Annotated in this window: 17 protein-coding genes; 5 read left to right on the top strand and 12 right to left on the bottom strand. The window is 42.6% G+C overall.

The window, feature by feature from the left end; translation table 11 throughout:
- From rpmA to MC7420_RS22525, 9 genes are all read right to left on the bottom strand, one after another.
- A partial coding sequence (gene rpmA / locus MC7420_RS22565; RefSeq protein ID WP_063712025.1) for a 50S ribosomal protein L27 occupies positions 1-214 on the bottom strand: 214 nt, incomplete at its 3' end.
- Positions 215-375: 161 nt separating this feature from the next.
- The gene (rplU, locus tag MC7420_RS22560; protein ID WP_006103283.1) at positions 376-819 is read right to left on the bottom strand and encodes a 50S ribosomal protein L21; all 444 of its coding nucleotides are present in this window, start codon (positions 817-819) and stop codon (positions 376-378) included.
- Positions 820-1,248: 429 nt separating this feature from the next.
- A complete protein-coding gene (locus MC7420_RS22555; protein ID WP_044209012.1) occupies positions 1,249-2,331 on the bottom strand; it encodes a polysaccharide pyruvyl transferase family protein in 1,083 nt (360 codons plus the stop codon).
- 81 nt (positions 2,332-2,412) lie between these two features.
- A complete protein-coding gene (locus MC7420_RS22550; RefSeq protein ID WP_006103255.1) occupies positions 2,413-3,264 on the bottom strand; it encodes an FAD-binding protein in 852 nt (283 codons plus the stop codon).
- 68 nt (positions 3,265-3,332) lie between these two features.
- Complete coding sequence (locus MC7420_RS22545) at positions 3,333-4,376, bottom strand: hypothetical protein (RefSeq protein WP_006103131.1); 1,044 nt, start codon at positions 4,374-4,376, stop codon at positions 3,333-3,335.
- A 72-nt stretch (positions 4,377-4,448) separates the two neighbouring features.
- Positions 4,449-5,654, bottom strand: coding sequence for a glycosyltransferase (locus MC7420_RS22540; RefSeq protein ID WP_044209009.1), 1,206 nt, complete (start codon positions 5,652-5,654; stop codon positions 4,449-4,451).
- 72 nt (positions 5,655-5,726) lie between these two features.
- On the bottom strand, positions 5,727-7,736 hold the full coding sequence (locus MC7420_RS22535; protein WP_044209007.1) for an ABC transporter ATP-binding protein: 2,010 nt from the start codon (positions 7,734-7,736) through the stop codon (positions 5,727-5,729).
- 36 nt (positions 7,737-7,772) lie between these two features.
- Positions 7,773-8,981: a glycosyltransferase family 4 protein gene (locus MC7420_RS22530; RefSeq protein ID WP_006103142.1), complete on the bottom strand. Its 1,209-nt coding sequence runs from the start codon at positions 8,979-8,981 to the stop codon at positions 7,773-7,775.
- On the bottom strand, positions 8,969-9,175 hold the full coding sequence (locus MC7420_RS22525) for a hypothetical protein (RefSeq protein WP_006103233.1): 207 nt from the start codon (positions 9,173-9,175) through the stop codon (positions 8,969-8,971). The genes MC7420_RS22530 and MC7420_RS22525 overlap by 13 nt, the downstream gene beginning before the upstream one ends.
- A gap of 236 nt (positions 9,176-9,411) precedes the next feature.
- Between MC7420_RS22525 and gloB the strand changes: the two genes are divergently transcribed.
- The 3 genes from gloB (at position 9,412) to dnaB (ending at position 12,441) form a co-directional block, all read left to right on the top strand.
- Positions 9,412-10,185: a hydroxyacylglutathione hydrolase gene (gloB, locus tag MC7420_RS22520; RefSeq protein ID WP_006103268.1), complete on the top strand. Its 774-nt coding sequence runs from the start codon at positions 9,412-9,414 to the stop codon at positions 10,183-10,185.
- 233 nt (positions 10,186-10,418) lie between these two features.
- The gene (gene rplI, locus MC7420_RS22515) at positions 10,419-10,877 is read left to right on the top strand and encodes a 50S ribosomal protein L9 (RefSeq protein ID WP_006103244.1); all 459 of its coding nucleotides are present in this window, start codon (positions 10,419-10,421) and stop codon (positions 10,875-10,877) included.
- Between the two features lie 217 nt (positions 10,878-11,094).
- Positions 11,095-12,441, top strand: coding sequence for a replicative DNA helicase (gene dnaB / locus MC7420_RS22510; RefSeq protein ID WP_006103313.1), 1,347 nt, complete (start codon positions 11,095-11,097; stop codon positions 12,439-12,441).
- A 121-nt stretch (positions 12,442-12,562) separates the two neighbouring features.
- On the opposite strand, the gene MC7420_RS22505 is transcribed toward dnaB, so the two are convergent.
- The gene (locus tag MC7420_RS22505; RefSeq protein ID WP_006103150.1) at positions 12,563-13,114 is read right to left on the bottom strand and encodes an FKBP-type peptidyl-prolyl cis-trans isomerase; all 552 of its coding nucleotides are present in this window, start codon (positions 13,112-13,114) and stop codon (positions 12,563-12,565) included.
- 26 nt (positions 13,115-13,140) lie between these two features.
- Positions 13,141-13,464 carry a phasin family protein gene (locus tag MC7420_RS22500; RefSeq protein ID WP_044209078.1) on the bottom strand — a complete coding sequence of 108 codons (324 nt, stop codon included), beginning with the start codon at positions 13,462-13,464 and terminating at the stop codon, positions 13,141-13,143.
- Positions 13,465-13,669: 205 nt separating this feature from the next.
- On the opposite strand from MC7420_RS22500, the gene MC7420_RS22495 reads away from it, so the two are divergent.
- Positions 13,670-13,984 (top strand): TIGR03792 family protein, encoded by a 315-nt coding sequence (locus tag MC7420_RS22495; RefSeq protein WP_044209004.1) that lies wholly within the window; start codon positions 13,670-13,672, stop codon positions 13,982-13,984.
- Positions 13,985-13,995: 11 nt separating this feature from the next.
- Positions 13,996-14,367, top strand: a complete 372-nt coding sequence (locus MC7420_RS22490) for a zinc ribbon domain-containing protein (protein ID WP_006103298.1) — start codon at positions 13,996-13,998, stop codon at positions 14,365-14,367.
- A gap of 195 nt (positions 14,368-14,562) precedes the next feature.
- Here the strand turns inward: MC7420_RS22490 and MC7420_RS22485 are convergent, their stop codons facing one another.
- A complete protein-coding gene (locus MC7420_RS22485; RefSeq protein ID WP_006103247.1) occupies positions 14,563-15,777 on the bottom strand; it encodes an RNA-guided endonuclease InsQ/TnpB family protein in 1,215 nt (404 codons plus the stop codon).
- Positions 15,778-15,862: the final 85 nt, after the last annotated feature.

Here is a 15,862-nt window from a genome sequence, read left to right as displayed (position 1 = left end):
TTTCTCTCAACGTCACCGTGCCATCAATCAGGGCAAATAGAGTATCATCTTTGCCACGACCGACATTGGTGCCGGGGTGAAATTTGGTACCCCGCTGACGCACTAAAATGTTACCTGCTTTGACAACTTGACCGCCAAAGCGTTTAACTCCTAGCCGCTTGGCATTAGAGTCACGACCGTTACGAGTACTACCTGTACCTTTCTTGTGAGCCATAGTCTCCTCTTGTTTTAATGGTGTGATACCAAATCCGGGGAACGCTACCCCCGTTATAACCTAGTCCGCGCAGGCGGACTTTGCTTGTGTAGCAGCGATTTCAATCGCCTCCTCTTGCATGGAGTTATAAAGGCGGATTTGGTGTGAGTAGATTCCTATTCTTATTCTGAAGCAGTTTCCGATGTTGCTTCAGGGGCTGACTCCTCAGCCTCAGTTGGCATTACCTCCACAGGCGTCGCCGGCGTCGGTGTTTCTGTGGATTCAGCGCTAGTACCCGCTAACACTGAACCATTCATACTAATAGCATCAACCATCAGACGGGTAATTTCCTGGCGATGTCCCCGCTTTTTGCGGGTTTTCTTCTTCGGCTTCATCTTGTAGACCAGGATTTTGCGATCGCGAAAATGTCGCATCACCGTTCCTTCAACCGTTGCTCCATCAACCCAAGGCTGACCAATGGTGACATCACCATTATTTTCAACCAGCAACACCCGTTCAATCGTAACTTTTTCTTCGGGTTCAACGGGTAGGAGTTCAATGTCGTAAAAACGACCGGGTTCAACTCGCAGTTGTTTTCCGCCTGTCTCAATAATTGCGTAACTCATGGAATTGTCCTTAAATGTAGCCGTACAGGTAGCTAGCTCATTGGCGAGTTAGGGCTGACGGATTAGGCTGTTAGGGCTAAAAGTACACAAGCGTGAGTCAGATCTAGCTTGCCGTTGTACTCACCATGACAGCTCTTGCCGTAATCCTACTCATGTACAGGGGCGATAAATCGCTGTCGCTCTAACGCTTTGAGCCGCTTTTGGTATATCTTGACCTGATCCGAGCATAGATATATGCGTAAGATGATATCATCTTCTATAAGATGTGGCTGTGTCAAGGTAAAGCTGCTTGCTTCTCTTCCAAGATTGGGTTGATTTCGTACCTAATGGTGATCACCTTACGCATTTGTAAATATAAATACAAATAATAAATAGGTATCTTTTTGTTTTATCCATATATAGTATACAAATATATAAATATATTTGTTCTTATTTGCTGTTAATTGTTGTTTTTAAAAAGTTTTTGGAATTAGAAATTGCTTGATTGATATCCTCTTCAATTAAACTATATTCTATATCTAAAATGTTTTTATTAAAATTTTCAATGAAATTTGATTTTGAGTTTAGGCGATTTTCCAAATTAAAATCTTTCAACAAATCATTTATTTTATTTGCTTTGTTTAAAGTATCAAGAACAATAAATGGTTTTCTGAAAAGTATAGAAAATATAGTTCCATGATAAGTATTTGTCATAATATAAGAAGCGTGACTGAAGTAGTTTATCCATTCCTTAGGTCCAATACCTATAATATTTTTTGTCGCAATATCCACATATTTTCCAACAGAAATTATTTCTAAATTTTTGTAGTTAGCTATAAATTTGATAAAAGTCTTTTGCTCTAATGTAATTCCAGAAATTATATATATTAAAAGATATTCTTTTTTAAACTTTTTATCTAGAAAATATTCATCATATTCAATCAAAAAAGTAGGATCTAGAACTTTTACTGCTTGCTCATTACACTCTTCTTTGAGCAGTCGTCTACTATTAGCATCTCGAACTGAAATAGCTGAAAAATTGCTGATCAGTTGGCAGATTAACTCTCTATAATTTCTTAATCTCATTGTATGACCAAAACTAGCAGCATAGCTAATTTTAATAATATCTGTTTTGTTATCAATGAAGTCTAGAAAATAGGCAGAATCAAAACCACGAAATGAGTCAATACACCATATTTGGTCGCTACCACATACTACCACTTCATAGGAAGAATTTATTTTTTTTAATTCAGCACTTGTTGCATATTTTTTTTTACTAATATTCGTTTTTGAAACCAAAAATTTGCGTGTTTTGTAGTACTTGAGTAAATTGTCAAAAATGCGGCGATTTAATCGGCGATTTTTATCGATGAAGTATAGGTCTTTTTTATAATATTTTTCAACTTTATAGGGGCAATAGTCAATGATTTCAACATCATGTCCTTGGCTGCCAATTATTGTTGACAAGGCGTAAGCTTGAAGGGTTGCACCGTAGTTAGTTGTATTGTGAAATGTTAGAATTCCTACTTTCATTTTCCTTAACTTTGATTCTAATTTAATTAATTTTGTAACTGAATTGGCAAATTCTGAACACAGATAAAGCAAAATACTATATCAATCTACTAGGATTACTTCAAGAATAGCTTTCTTTATATTTAAAAAATGTAAAAATTTGGCAAAAGTAATGAGAATAAGTATAGGAATGCTACTATCAGAACTATTTAATATCCAATTAGTTGTCTTAGCAGAAAAACAGGCTTTTCCAATACGCATACCTTGCAATTGCTTTAATATTTTACTTTCAGATTCCTTGAAAACAGAACCACAATTAGGTTCTGAATTATCTTGAAACTTCTTTGACCACTTACATCTCTCAGTAATAGGATTTCCTTCCATACTTATAGGACTAAATTTAAGGATAGCACTTAGGATAAGATAAGAGTGAATGCCAGTAAATATTGTTTGCCTATGCCCTATTACAATTTCCTCTTTTCCAAGAGTTCTGATGCAATCTCTTTCAACATCGAAAAATGTAACGCTTTCCACAAAATCATATATAGTGCGATGATGATGCTTAGCACGACCAGCATTCATCGCTAATGCACCACCAAGCGTTGCTGGAACTGATGCCAGATAGTAAAAGGAGTCGAATGAGTTTTCGTAGCAGTATTTAAGTACATCTATTACTAAAACGGAAGAAGAAACTTCAAGCCGATATTCTGGTAGACTATTTATATGCTTGGAAAGCTTATTTTTTAAAATTAAGCTTTTAATATCTTTCCTTGTAAATAGAGTGTTTGAGCCATTTCCTAATACATAGATTTTAATAGTGTTGGATTTAGCCCAACTGACATAATCGCGGAACTGCTCTAAATTACTGAATTCTCCGTATCTTTTGAAGTGATGTAGAGTCCGGTAAAAAGACAGATTGTTATCTGTAATAGATTTAATTTTATCTCTAGACATTATCATGATAGATATCAGATCCCCTAAAAATACATATCACTGTTTGAATTTATTATCAAATAGAAATTTTACGTTCCTCTAAGACGAAATATCACGGATTGCAGGCGACGTTGAATACCCTCTAGTTTGAGAGTTACGTAACGGCGACTCTTCAAAAATGCTTGCTGTCGCCATACGGGTGTAGAACACCAGCGCTCATGAGCAGGTATTGCTTTATTGATAAGGAAACTTTTCCATTGGTTAACCATTTTATCAGGTTCTGTGTCCTCTGCACGAACTTTACCATTGTCAACCATAGCCTGACGAAATTCCAAATCATCGCGCAAGCGCTTGAGTGCCGAAATCACATCTGACAAAGAAGCTACTTCTATATAGTCTAGTTCACTTTTACGTTCAGAGCGGAATGCAGACTCACAACCTAATATCGCTGGCACACCAGCACGCCACGCATTATGAAGTTTTGTTGCCGGTTTCCAATTGTACTGGTCTGAAGACTGAAAACTTCGCACAGCTAAGATAGCATCAACATAACTGTAGTCGTTAAAGTGGTTTTGCCGACTCACTACATACCAATTTAAGCCCAAGTTGTTAAGCTGTTCATACCACAATGTCTGCTTCAACTCTGGTGCCAAGTTTTCATCGTATCCAAAGAAGGCAATATTTTCAAATTTATTACCGCGTGAGGGATCCCGAGGGATCAATCCAGGATGTGTCCAATGGGGAATATAGTAACATTCTCGAAGCGTCAACCACTGTCTAGAGGTTTCTTGCGTAGGATTTTGTACCAGATGAAGCTGTGCGTAAGGATGTGGTTTGTTATCAGCTTGAATACATACTATTAATAGTCTGGGTTGAGGTTGAAGATTATCAGGGAGGGAATAGCGGTGGGACAAGACAATTCCTTCAGTAGGCATAGTATCTATTAGCTGACAAGGGAAGCCATCCGCTTTAAGGTGTAGATAGGTTTGTAAAATCCAATGATACATGGATAAGTATCTACTGGATCTAGATTGATACCACTGCCAATAATTTTCAGGAATTTCTGGAATATAGTCATCAGGCCATTTATTTCGGGGGATGTAAAAATAAATTGATCGATTTTTTTCATTCATAATAGTATGGAATAGATAAACTTTAAATGACTTTGGGTCAATGTATTTCCTGTTTACTTGATTAAGTAAAAATTACTTATCTCCTCTAGAGAGAGGAGGCCGCATATACTCCTGTACATAACTCATTATTTTAGCCATTCTACTTTCCCAAGAAAACTGGCGTGCAAAATTAATCTGTTCAACATAACCATCAATTTTCCGAGGGTAATTCTCTAACAATTGCTTAAGGCATTGAGCATATTGATTTGAATTATCGGGTTCACACCAGCCAGCAATAATATTTGCCTCTTTGAATTCCATTAATGGAGGGATCTCTGTTGCTAAAATAGGAGTTCCAGACGCTAAGTACTCAAAGAATTTGAGAGGTGAGGTAAACGTTGCGGCTTCGCCCGAACAGTGGGGATGAGCTAAAATATCGGCAGCTTGTAGTAAACTAGGTAGATGTTCGTGTTGAATATAACCTAAGAACGTAACATTAGCAACCTGCTTTTCCCTAGCTAGTTGCCTATAGGCTTGTACCTGAGATTCATCTCCTCCGGCAAAGGCAAATTGAATCTGGGGTAATTTTTGAGCAACATCAATTAGCAGTTCAACCCCTTTAAATCGATACAATCCTCCTGAATATACTACCAGGTTTTGTCGTCCCTCGGTTAGCAACTTTTGTCGCCATTCTTTAGCTTTTGCAGGTTGTTGAACTAGAAATGATTGATTAAAACTAAGATGAAGCTTGAGTATTTTATCGGGTGGCATGCCCTTTTGAATCATTTTCTCGCGCACAGGTTCGGCAACAGTGACCGCTACTTGAAAGAGAGGATTTTGAACAATGTCTTGATCATATTTATGGTTCGGATAGTGTTCTCGCTCGTAAATAACTGGAATACCCGATTGAATAGCTGCTTTCACCAAATTCCAATCTAAAGTATGCAAAATTTTAGTATGAGGAAAAATATGAATAGGAAAATAGTACTTGCAAACTATCGTACTGGGGTGAGTCCACTTTCCTCCAATTCGACCAATGGGCCACGGCATAGCGAGGGGAATAACTTTAAGTTTATTGTGAATATTGTAATATTTAACGATTTTTTCCTCTGGTTGGCTCAGGCGAAATGGATAAATCCAGTCAATGGGATTAAGGGATTGCCGTGGTTTCTGAAGATAAACTAAGGCAGTCGGATAGCCTAGGTTTGCTGCTGCATTAGCAGTATTAACATCATGAACTATATGAGCTTCAGGTTTAGGCAAGACATTTCTCGTAAAAAAAATATAATATTTATTCATCTGATCCTTACAAATAATTGTGTCAAATGATTGTACAAGCCATAATTTTTAGCTATTTGAAGCAATTCAAGCCTATTTTTTGACCATTTTAGCACTATTTTCAAACAACTCAATAGTATTGAGAATATTTATAGCTGAACTATAAGATTCTTCTAGTAATTCATTTTCCTCTTCTGGAGTATCTACTAAGTCATCGGCTAACAACCGGATAGAACCGAGCATGGAATTGAGCATGGTTCGGACTTCGTGAGAGGCTTTCATTAAAGCAGGATTTGTGGTGGGCGTACCTTGAGGATGTTCAGCAAATTGCATCTGATACAACCGTGCATAATATCCTCCTTTGCGTAAAAGTTCCTCGTGTTTCCCGACTTCCATCACACACCCTTTCTCTAAAACCGCAATTTGATCGGCGTTTTGCACAGTGGAAAGGCGGTGAGCAATAACCAGAGTTGTGCGATCGCGACTCAATTCCTCCAGCGCTTCTTGCACCAAACGCTCAGAAACTGTATCTAATGCACTCGTAGCTTCGTCCAGAATCAAGATATCCGGATTTTGTAAAATAGCGCGAGCGATCGCAAGGCGCTGACGCTGTCCTCCTGACAATAACACCCCGCGATCGCCAATCATCGTATTAAACCCCCCAGGGAGTTGTTCAATAAATTCTAAGGCATTCGCCCGTCGCGCCGCTTTAATTACATCTTTTTCGGAAGCATCTGGTCGAGCATAAGCAATATTATCGTGAACCGAGGTATTGAACAAAAATGTATCTTGGCTAACAATTCCCATATTATTACGGAGACTTTTGATATCAAACTCCCGCAAATCGATTCCATCTAGGGTAATACTCCCCTCTGTGGGATCATAAAATCGTGGTAATAAATCCGCTAACGTTGACTTACCTGCACCCGATGCTCCCACTAACGCTAATGTTGTCCCACGAGGTAAGTCTAAATTAACCTCTTTTAACACTACCTTGTTCGGTTGAGTCGGATAGGCAAACGATAGCTGATGAAAATGAATCCCTTCTTTTAAGGGATGGTAAGGCTGAGATCCTGGCTTCATAAAGGGCTTATTATCCTGGCGCAGGAAGTCATGTGCCACTTCCACACTAGCTGAACTATTCGCTAAGGAACCCCTAGCTCTGTTTAACTGGGAAATTAAAGGTAAGAGCCTTTGCAGTAAGACGAGAAAAGTGAACAATACCCCTGATAGATTTTCAATCTGACTGGCAAAAAATATTCGTCCCATAAACACAATCCCCAGCAACCCGACAATGCTAGTCACTTCACCAACGGGTGCTATGGCTGCATTGTTCGCCTGGGATTTAAAATCCGCCTTTTCGCGATCGCGGATTAGCTGTTGGATTCGTTGATACTCTCTCTCATCATTACCGGTAGCTTTAACCAGTCGAATTCCGCTCAACGTTTCTAGCACGGCAATCGAATAAGCTTTTGACAGACTTGATAGCTGTTTGCCAAATGCTTTGGCACGACTAATTGAGTATTGATTGACTAACGCAACAATAGCAACTAAAACTGTTGAAGCTAATGTCAATTCCCAGGAAAGAGCCAGTAATAAGGCGAGAAATACTAGGGCATTCGTTACCGTCACCATCATATTCAGTATGGTGCTAACCTCCCCAGCAGCTCGACCAATTTCTGTCCCTAGGCGATTCACGAGATCACCGACTTTCATGCGAGAGTAAAAATCTATATCTACGTCGAGTAATAATTTCACGCCGGCTTCACGTAAATCACAGGTAATTCGGCGTCTCAACGAACTGGAGGCTAATGTACTGGCATAATTAGAAAGATTTTTTAATATAATTAGTCCCACAATAGCTCCCGCCATCGCTACCAGCCGATAATTTCCTGGCAGGTTATTAAAGGGAGACATAATTGCCTTAAGAATAGGAGGACCACTTTTTAAATCTAAATCTATCCCTAAAAGATTTAAAACGATCGGAGCGATTAGGGCTGTACCCACACCGTTAAATAATCCACCCGATAATCCTAAGAGAACCGTTATCGCCACTCTAGTTGGATATCGCCTAATAACTTTTGATAATAAATTGGAAGCCATAGAGTCTTATTTGTTTAGTATGGTCAATACTTAAAACTATAATTGACTAATCACTTCAGATAGTATATCTGCCATTTTATCTATACTGTAACACTCCATACACCTTTTTCTCGCTTCTTTTCCTCGCTCAATTGCTTCTTGGTAGTTTTGAAATATCCACCGAATTTTATCAGCAATTTGTTCAGGAGAACTGGCATCGACCAAATAACCCGTGTCTCCTAAAATTTCTGGAATGTCGCCAACGCGCGTCGATAAAATTGGTTTGCCCATTGCCATCGCATCAGTTAGTTTCAGCGGAAACTGGGCTTTAGCGGCTGGAGTATCTCGCTGAGGAACGACTACAATATGAGCTGCCGCAACGACTTCAGGCATTGCTGATACAGGTAATCTGGGTAGCTTAATAATCCAACGTCCCCATTTTTCCATCAGTTGATGATCATAATCATCGTATGGACTACCCCCAACAATGACAAGCCTTAAGTCGGACTCATTTAATTGATCCAGCGCCATTAAAACATCTTCTACCCCTTTATAAGGGCGTGGCGCTCCTGGAAACATGAGAACTCGATAGTCAGCCAGATCATATCGTTTTCTACTGGTTTCTGGATTATACTGACTGGGGTCAAACACTGTCGTATCTTTGCCCTGAGGTAGATATACACCACCAAACCGTTCTTGCATGAAATGGGTGTGGGTGGTAATCACATCAGCTTGGGAAACTAACCCTTCGGTCAACCTTAAATAAACAGGATGATTCGGATTTCTGAGAGCGCCTTCAGGTTTTAAAATATCTCTAGCGAATTGTTTTAAGCTAGGACGGTATGCCCAATCATCACCTCCATACCAACTTAACTCCCAATCGTCTATATCTAAGAGAACAGGACATCGGGTTTTAAACTTTTTAATAAGGGCAACCCCAAAACTTGTTGGTTTTAATTTGCTGGCATAAATAATATTGCCTTGAATAGTCTTAATTAGAGTATTAATTGAAATAATGAATTTTGGATAATTATAAGCGGGAATTGTAATAATAGGAATTTCAGAAGGCGGAATATCTGAACTCTGCTCGTGGGGAACAAATCCTATAACTTCGACTTCATAATTGAGTTTTTTGAGAGCTTTATACAATAAAAAAGGTCGCACGGCACCGCCCCACCTGCCCGATCCACTGCTCGATAAGTCACTGACAACTAATGAAATCTTTCGCTTGGGTTTCAACACGTTGGTCTTTTTTAACTGATCCACTGTAGTCGTCCCATTTGCCGTTCATCCAAAACCCGATTAATATAACTACGTTCCTCTTCGGTAACTTTATAGTCAGAAAGCATCGTAGTCACCAACTGAAGATACTCCCAACGGCTCAATTGACCTGTATCGAGAATCCGATCAACAATTTGGGCGATCGCGGGACTAGAGGGGCGTTGAACAGTTCCTGCCATAGGCGGTTAGTCTTTTTTAGCGGTGACCTAGATTTTCGACTACGATAGCCTAGTTAACCGAGGTTTGTCATCTCAAGCTGAGTGAGCGGTAGTAGAGATAGGATGAAGGTTAAAGGCTATGCGAGTATTTCCATTCTAATCTAATGCCTATTGACACGATTTGCCATTGAGGTGGTTTATCTGTCAAATAGGCAAAATGATTGATAGCAGACTTTTCTGAGGAAGAACGATTCAATATGCAAGTCCATCGACTACCAGCCCTTTCAGATAACTATATCTTTTTGCTGCATGAACCCAAACAGAATATTGCTGCTGTGGTTGATCCAGCCGAGGCTCAACCTGTATTACAGCATCTGGAAAAACTGGGTGCTGAGTTAGTAACAATTTTTAACACTCATCATCATTGGGATCATGTGGGTGGAAATCAAGAGTTAATTCAGCGGTATCCTGATGTCTGTGTCTATGGGGGAACCCAAGATCGGGGCAGAATTCCGGGACAACAGGTATTTTTACAAGAGGGAGACGAGGTTCAGTTTAGCGATCGCACGGCTGAGATATTTTTCGTTCCCGGTCATACTAGCGGGCATATTGCCTACTATTTTCCCCCTGTCACCAGCGATGAAGTCGGTGAATTATTCTGTGGTGACACCATATTTGCCGGAGGATGTGGCAGACTTTTTGAAGGGACACCCAAGCAAATGGTTGATTCCTTGAGTAAGCTGCGAAGGTTACCGGACAACACCCGTGTCTGGTGCGCCCATGAATATACCCTAAAGAATCTTAAATTTGCCCAAACCGTTGATCCCAACAACCCAGACTTGCAAAGCCGCTATACTGACGTTGAAGCGGCTCGTCGTCGAAAAGAGGCAACAGTCCCCTCCCTACTGGGCGTCGAAAAACTGACGAATCCTTTTTTGCGCTGGGAACAACCGACACTCCAAGAAGCCGTTAAGAGTACAGAACCCGTGCAAACCTTTGCCCGATTGCGGGGAATGAAGGATAAGTTTTAACGTGGGGAGACAGGGGAGCAGGGGAAGCAATGTAGAGACGCGCCATGGCGCGTCTGGGAGCAGGGGAAGCGCAGCGCTGTAACTCAAAACCATGTCCTAGAACGAAGTGAAGGAGAAGTGAAGGTCAAAACTCCTCTCTTTGTGAGTTGCACTCGGATAGCAAATTTTCGTATGATTGAAATTCTGAGTGAGCATCAGTATCTAAGTTAAATAGCCCGTACCCAAAAAAGACAATGGCAAAACGTGTACAGTTAGTTTTAAATCAAGACGTTAGAAAGCTAGGCAAATCCGGCGAACTGGTGGACGTCGCTCCTGGCTATGCTCGTAATTATTTAATTCCCCATGGGATTGGAACCTTAGCCACTGCTGGTATTCTCAAGCAAGTTGAGCGGCGCAAAGAACAAGAGCGACAACGTTTACTCGAAGAAAAGCAGCAAGCTGAAGCCCGTAAGACAGCACTAGAAACTATAGGTCGCTTTACCATCCGCAAGCAAGTGGGTGAACAAGAGGCAATCTTTGGTACGGTTACGGCAGCTGATGTAGCAGAAGCCATTCAAGAAACCACAAACCAAGAGGTAGATCGTCGGGGAATCACGCTTCCCGATATCAGCAAGCTCGGTTTCTACAAGGCACAAGTCAAACTGCATCCAGAAGTTACGGCGGTTATAGAAATTCACGTTGCTCCGATGTAGCATTGAGAAACATGCTGTGGTACGTCTCTACTCCGGATGTAGGAGCGGGTTTTACTGATAACGGTTTGGCTACTGTCCCGATAACTTAACCAAACCCCCCCTTCCAGGGGAACAAGGAAAGAGGAAATTAAATTAGAGTTACCTGCAAGTAGTATGAACCTTACAGCCCCAGCTCCCCTGCTCCCCTACCCTCTGGTTGTACTCGCTATCTCTGGCGATGGCTTCAAACTTTAACCTTTCAATCATCCCTAGCTCTGTACCGCCTCAAAACATCGAGGCGGAGGAGTCTATTTTGGGTGGGATCATGCTTGATCCTGAAGCAATGAGTCGAGTGGTAGATTTATTATCTCCAGAAGCCTTCTACGTTAGCGCTCACCAAGAAATCTATCGATCTGCCTTCATTCTGCACCATGAAGGGAAGCCAACGGATTTCATGAGCGTTACCTCTTGGTTGTATGACCATAAATTATTAGACAAGGTGGGGGGTCAGAGCAAGATAGCGCAGTTAATTGAACGCACGGTGTCAGCCGTGAATATTGACCGCTACGCGGCGTTGGTGATGGATAAGTACCTGCGCCGTCAACTCATCCAATCGGGAAATGAGATTGTTCAATTGGGTTATGAGACACCGATGGCGTTGGACTTTGTTCTTGAACAAGCGGAACAGAAAATTTTCAATTTGACTCAGGTGCGTCCACAACAAGGGTTAGTGCCAATCTCTGAGACATTAATTCAAGCCTTTCAGGAAATCGAAACGCTTCATGAAGGACTTGCCTTACCCGGTATACCCTCTAATTTCTATGACTTGGATGCGTTAACGGGTGGGTTTGGGCGTTCTGATTTAATTATTGTGGCGGGAAGGCCCTCAATGGGTAAAACTAGCTTTGCGTTGGCGATGGCTCGCAATATTGCTAACAGATTTCCTGTCGCAATTTTTAGTTTAGAAATGTCCAAGGCGCAATTAGTCCAGCGGCTTTTATCCAGCGAGGCGGGCATTGAAAGTAACTATTTGCGAACGGGGCGAATTACTCAAAATCAATGGGAACCTCTCTCCCATGCGCTGGGAACGCTATCAGAATTACCCATTTATATCGAGGATACGCCTAACCCCACCGTTATGCAGATGCGATCAAATCTGCGGCGTCTCCAGGCAGAACAAGGGGGAACGCTGGGATTGGTATTGATCGATTACTTGCAGTTAATGGAAGGGAGTGGTAGTGACAATCGAGTCCAAGAACTGTCTCGGATTACCCGTTCTCTCAAAGGATTAGCCCGCGAACTGAATACTCCTGTGATTGCCTTATCTCAGCTTAGTCGAGGGGTAGAGGCGCGGACGAATAAGCGACCGATGATGTCCGATTTGAGAGAGTCGGGTTCGATTGAGCAAGATGCGGACTTAGTGATTATGTTGTACCGGGATGAGTATTACTCTCCGGATACCCCTGAGCAAGGGATCACGGAAGTGATTATTACCAAACATCGCAATGGTCCAACTGGCGTGGTGAAGTTAATCTTCGACCCTCAGTATACTCGCTTCCGCAATCTCGCCCATCCCAATCAGTGATTATTTAGTCATTCGTCATTTGTCATTTGTCATTTGTGAGTCTCGCCAGCCGCCTTGGGTTTAAACCCAAGGACCAACGCTTAAGTCAGAATTAAGCTGACTGGGAGAGGCTAGACAAGTTTTAACTAATTTTTAGTAATTCCACATCAAAAATTAGAGTCGCGTTGGGCGGAATCACGCCACCTGCACCACGGGAACCATACCCCAATTCCGGGGGAATGATCAGCCGACGACGTCCGCCCACTTTCATCGTGGCAACGCCTTCATCCCAGCCTTTGATCACCCGTCCTACACCGAGTTTAAAGGAAAACGGACGGTTGCGATCGCGGGAACTATCAAACTTGGTGCCATCCTCCAGGGTTCCGGTATAGTGAACCACAACGGTTTGACCTTTTTGGGGTTGTGCGCCTTCACCTTCTTTGAGTTCGATATATTTCAAACCCGATGGTGTGGTTACAACCTCCTGCTCGGTGTTCTGTTCCTCAGTTGAATCCGTACTCATAGCAATTGATTGATTTTCAGGGATTGGTTTAGCCTGGGTAACTTGGGTTAGGGGTTGAGGTTGGGTGGGGTTGAGTTCGTCGGCTGTTGCACTCCCACGGCTGAGTTGAGTCACGACCAACAACAATCCACAGGCAACAATAACACCTAAGCTGATTAGAATATCTCTCAAAATCTATCCTCCTATTCAATGTTTGATTAACGCCACAGCTTATTTTCTAGATCCCGCACTTGACGTTCCAACCTATCAATGCGCCCCCGCAATTCATCCACTTCCGTTTGCCGAGGCACACCTAACTCCTGCAACAGATGCCGTAGCTGTCGTTCCATGTTGACTTCAAAGTTACCTTGTTCCGATTTGATCTGCTGCACCATATCATCAACGAATCCTTGGGCTTGCTCTGGATTAATTTTTCCATCTTTGACCCATTCATCGCTAACTTCTCGTAGTTTGTCTGCAACCATTGACGTTGTGCCTACACCAACCATCAATAACTGCTTCAGCCAATCTCTATTATCCATACGCTGTTCCTGTAACTCGGTGCTAACCCCAGGATAGGGGAAGGGAGGTTGATTCCAACCCCCAGTTCCATTTTGTGCTATCTTGCCCACAACTGCTGCCGTATTTACCCGCCCTAAAGCGAGAAGCAGGGGCAGAAAAACAACTATCTTTGACTTGACTTGGTATGATTCAACCGTTTGCACAGTAACCGATCAAGCATTTTATATGGTAATTGAGTATCTTAAAATTAGAGTCTCGCCCGAACTTCGGGAAACCTTTATTCAGAAAGATGCCGAAATCTGGACATCGATGCTGGCTCGCTGTCCGGGATTTATCAGCAAAGAAGTCTGGATTGAACCAGAAACACCCACCGAAGTCATCCTGATCATTCGTTGGACAAGCCGTGAACAGTGGAAAGCTATTCCACAAGAGCAGTTGGAGGGAACCCAAAAGCAGTTCGAGCAGGAGTTTGGCAAAGATTATCAGATGATTCAGGCGAGTGAATATCAAGTGAGAAAATTCCCCCAAACACCCAGCTAACGTTAGACCTGATGCCCAATTGTCCCCGTTGCCATCAATCTATCAGTAATCGAGAAATTACTTGTCCTCATTGTGGCATGATTCTCAAAGCCTACGGTCATCCGGGTATTACCTTACACCGAGCCGTGGAACAGGAGTATTTGTGTCAAACCTGTCTCTATCATGTTGATGATACTTGTACGTTTCCTCAACGTCCTTATGCTAAGGAATGTACCCTTTACACGGATAAAGACCAGTCTCCGCTCGAACCTGAGTCGATTTATCTGCCGCGTCGTACTCTCTTACAAGCGGCAAAATTGTGGTGTCAGCGTCACCCAGCCGTAGTCGGGTTACTGGGATTGCTTGCCGTCAGTGTCCTGTTTACGTTACTCTCTAACTCCTGATCCGGAATATCCGATTCTTGTCCCATCCGAATCGTCATGTTTATTCGCCCGTTGTGCCAATTGAAATCGGTGCAAAATTAGGTCACCGTCGCTGCTGTCTCGTCCGTCTCTGTTGTTTGTAAGTTGTCTTCTGTTGTCAGTAAATAAACTACCCAGACCTTCTAAGAGCTGAGGTCTGGGTTTTTAGTAGCCCGCTCAGTCATCGAACAAGCTAAGACTTCGGCGTGAGCGCTCAGTCGAACGCTGAACATACTCGATAGTTCGGCTTAGCTTGCACGATAACCCCGTGCCTCCAGGCTGGTTTATAGACAGCCCCACAAGTGCAATATTATTGGCTCCATTAAAGTCGGCATCTCCATGCCAACCACAATGCCCACATTTGAAAGTCTTGCCACTACGGTAAGACTTTCCTTTTACCGGGTGAATGTGTAAGCAGTTGTGACACATTTGGGAAGTATAGGCAGGGGGGATTGGGACAACTCGAACACCAGCGCCAATAGCTTTGTACTCAATGAACATTCGCAGTTGGTAGAATGCCCATGAATTTGAGCGTCTACGTTCCGTCTTGCTTCTGGGTTGCTCGTTGGTTCTCTCCCTAATTCCCGTAAGGTCTTCTATAGCAATAGAGGCACTATACTCAACTGCTCGTCTGACCACTGATTTGGAGATGTTGTGATTAAGCCATTGCTGGTAGCGTCTTTCCCGTCCCGACAGCCGTTTCAAGACTTCTCGACATCTGCGCCGAGTCGTCCTCGTGCCTTTCGAGGCTTTCTTCTGGAGAGACGCCCTAACTTGATAAAACTTATCTCGTACTGACTGAATGTGCAAACCGTCCCACTTTTTGCCCTCTGATGTAACTGCAATGTCTCGGCGTCCCAAGTCGATACCTATCACCAAGTCTTTCACGGATGAGTCGGGAGCTTCGTCTTTAATTTGGATGTGCAGGTAGAACTGACCATCGCGATGCTTACACAGTTGAGCAGAAGTAGGGTTTCTCCCTTTGAGTTTTCCCCTTTGGTAATTCCCGGACTTCAGCTCAATTCGCTCTCTGCCGTGAACGGTAGCAAGGCTTACCGTCCAGTCTTGTTCTCGGAAGCGAAACAAGTCTTTGTCACAGTCCATGCTGCTTGGGGCAAATCTTTTAACAGGTTTACCTTTCTGCTTGGCTACCTTGCGATTAGCAGCTACACGCGCACAAGCCCTAACTGCCATGTTAGCCACCAGATTGAATTTTTTCTTGATGGTTTGGTAGACTAAGGACTGGATAGCAATTTTGTTGGTCAGCTTAGGGTTTGTGTTTTCGTTCACGTAGTTACAAGCGTCCGCAAACGCCTGAAGAGTTGCCTCTAAGAAGGCAACTTGTTCAGGAGAGGGCTGGAGCTTTACAACTATTGTGAGAACTTGTTTCATGGCTAAACTATACCACCTCATGGGATAGAAAGAGAGAGATTGAAAATACTTCGGGGATTGACCCCTCGCATTTTCCGCTATCCCC

Source organism: Coleofasciculus chthonoplastes PCC 7420, from assembly GCF_000155555.1.
Lineage (GTDB): Bacteria > Cyanobacteriota > Cyanobacteriia > Cyanobacteriales > Coleofasciculaceae > Coleofasciculus > Coleofasciculus chthonoplastes_A.
The sequence above is the reverse complement of the archived record's forward strand: the minus strand, read 5'-3'. Positions and strand labels throughout refer to the sequence as shown.

Excerpts from the sequence above, each read along its gene's own strand:
- rplU (WP_006103283.1), bottom strand. The coding sequence starts at position 819 with ATGAGTTACGCAATTATTGAGACAGGCGGAAAACAACTGCGAGTTGAA.
- MC7420_RS22555 (WP_044209012.1), bottom strand. The coding sequence starts at position 2,331 with ATGAAAGTAGGAATTCTAACATTTCACAATACAACTAACTACGGTGCA.
- MC7420_RS22550 (WP_006103255.1), bottom strand. The coding sequence starts at position 3,264 with ATGTCTAGAGATAAAATTAAATCTATTACAGATAACAATCTGTCTTTT.
- MC7420_RS22545 (WP_006103131.1), bottom strand. The coding sequence starts at position 4,376 with ATGAATGAAAAAAATCGATCAATTTATTTTTACATCCCCCGAAATAAA.
- MC7420_RS22540 (WP_044209009.1), bottom strand. The coding sequence starts at position 5,654 with ATGAATAAATATTATATTTTTTTTACGAGAAATGTCTTGCCTAAACCT.
- MC7420_RS22535 (WP_044209007.1), bottom strand. The coding sequence starts at position 7,736 with ATGGCTTCCAATTTATTATCAAAAGTTATTAGGCGATATCCAACTAGA.
- MC7420_RS22525 (WP_006103233.1), bottom strand. The coding sequence starts at position 9,175 with ATGGCAGGAACTGTTCAACGCCCCTCTAGTCCCGCGATCGCCCAAATT.
- gloB (WP_006103268.1), top strand. The coding sequence starts at position 9,412 with ATGCAAGTCCATCGACTACCAGCCCTTTCAGATAACTATATCTTTTTG.
- rplI (WP_006103244.1), top strand. The coding sequence starts at position 10,419 with ATGGCAAAACGTGTACAGTTAGTTTTAAATCAAGACGTTAGAAAGCTA.
- dnaB (WP_006103313.1), top strand. The coding sequence starts at position 11,095 with ATGGCTTCAAACTTTAACCTTTCAATCATCCCTAGCTCTGTACCGCCT.
- MC7420_RS22500 (WP_044209078.1), bottom strand. The coding sequence starts at position 13,464 with ATGGATAATAGAGATTGGCTGAAGCAGTTATTGATGGTTGGTGTAGGC.
- MC7420_RS22495 (WP_044209004.1), top strand. The coding sequence starts at position 13,670 with ATGGTAATTGAGTATCTTAAAATTAGAGTCTCGCCCGAACTTCGGGAA.
- MC7420_RS22490 (WP_006103298.1), top strand. The coding sequence starts at position 13,996 with ATGCCCAATTGTCCCCGTTGCCATCAATCTATCAGTAATCGAGAAATT.
- MC7420_RS22485 (WP_006103247.1), bottom strand. The coding sequence starts at position 15,777 with ATGAAACAAGTTCTCACAATAGTTGTAAAGCTCCAGCCCTCTCCTGAA.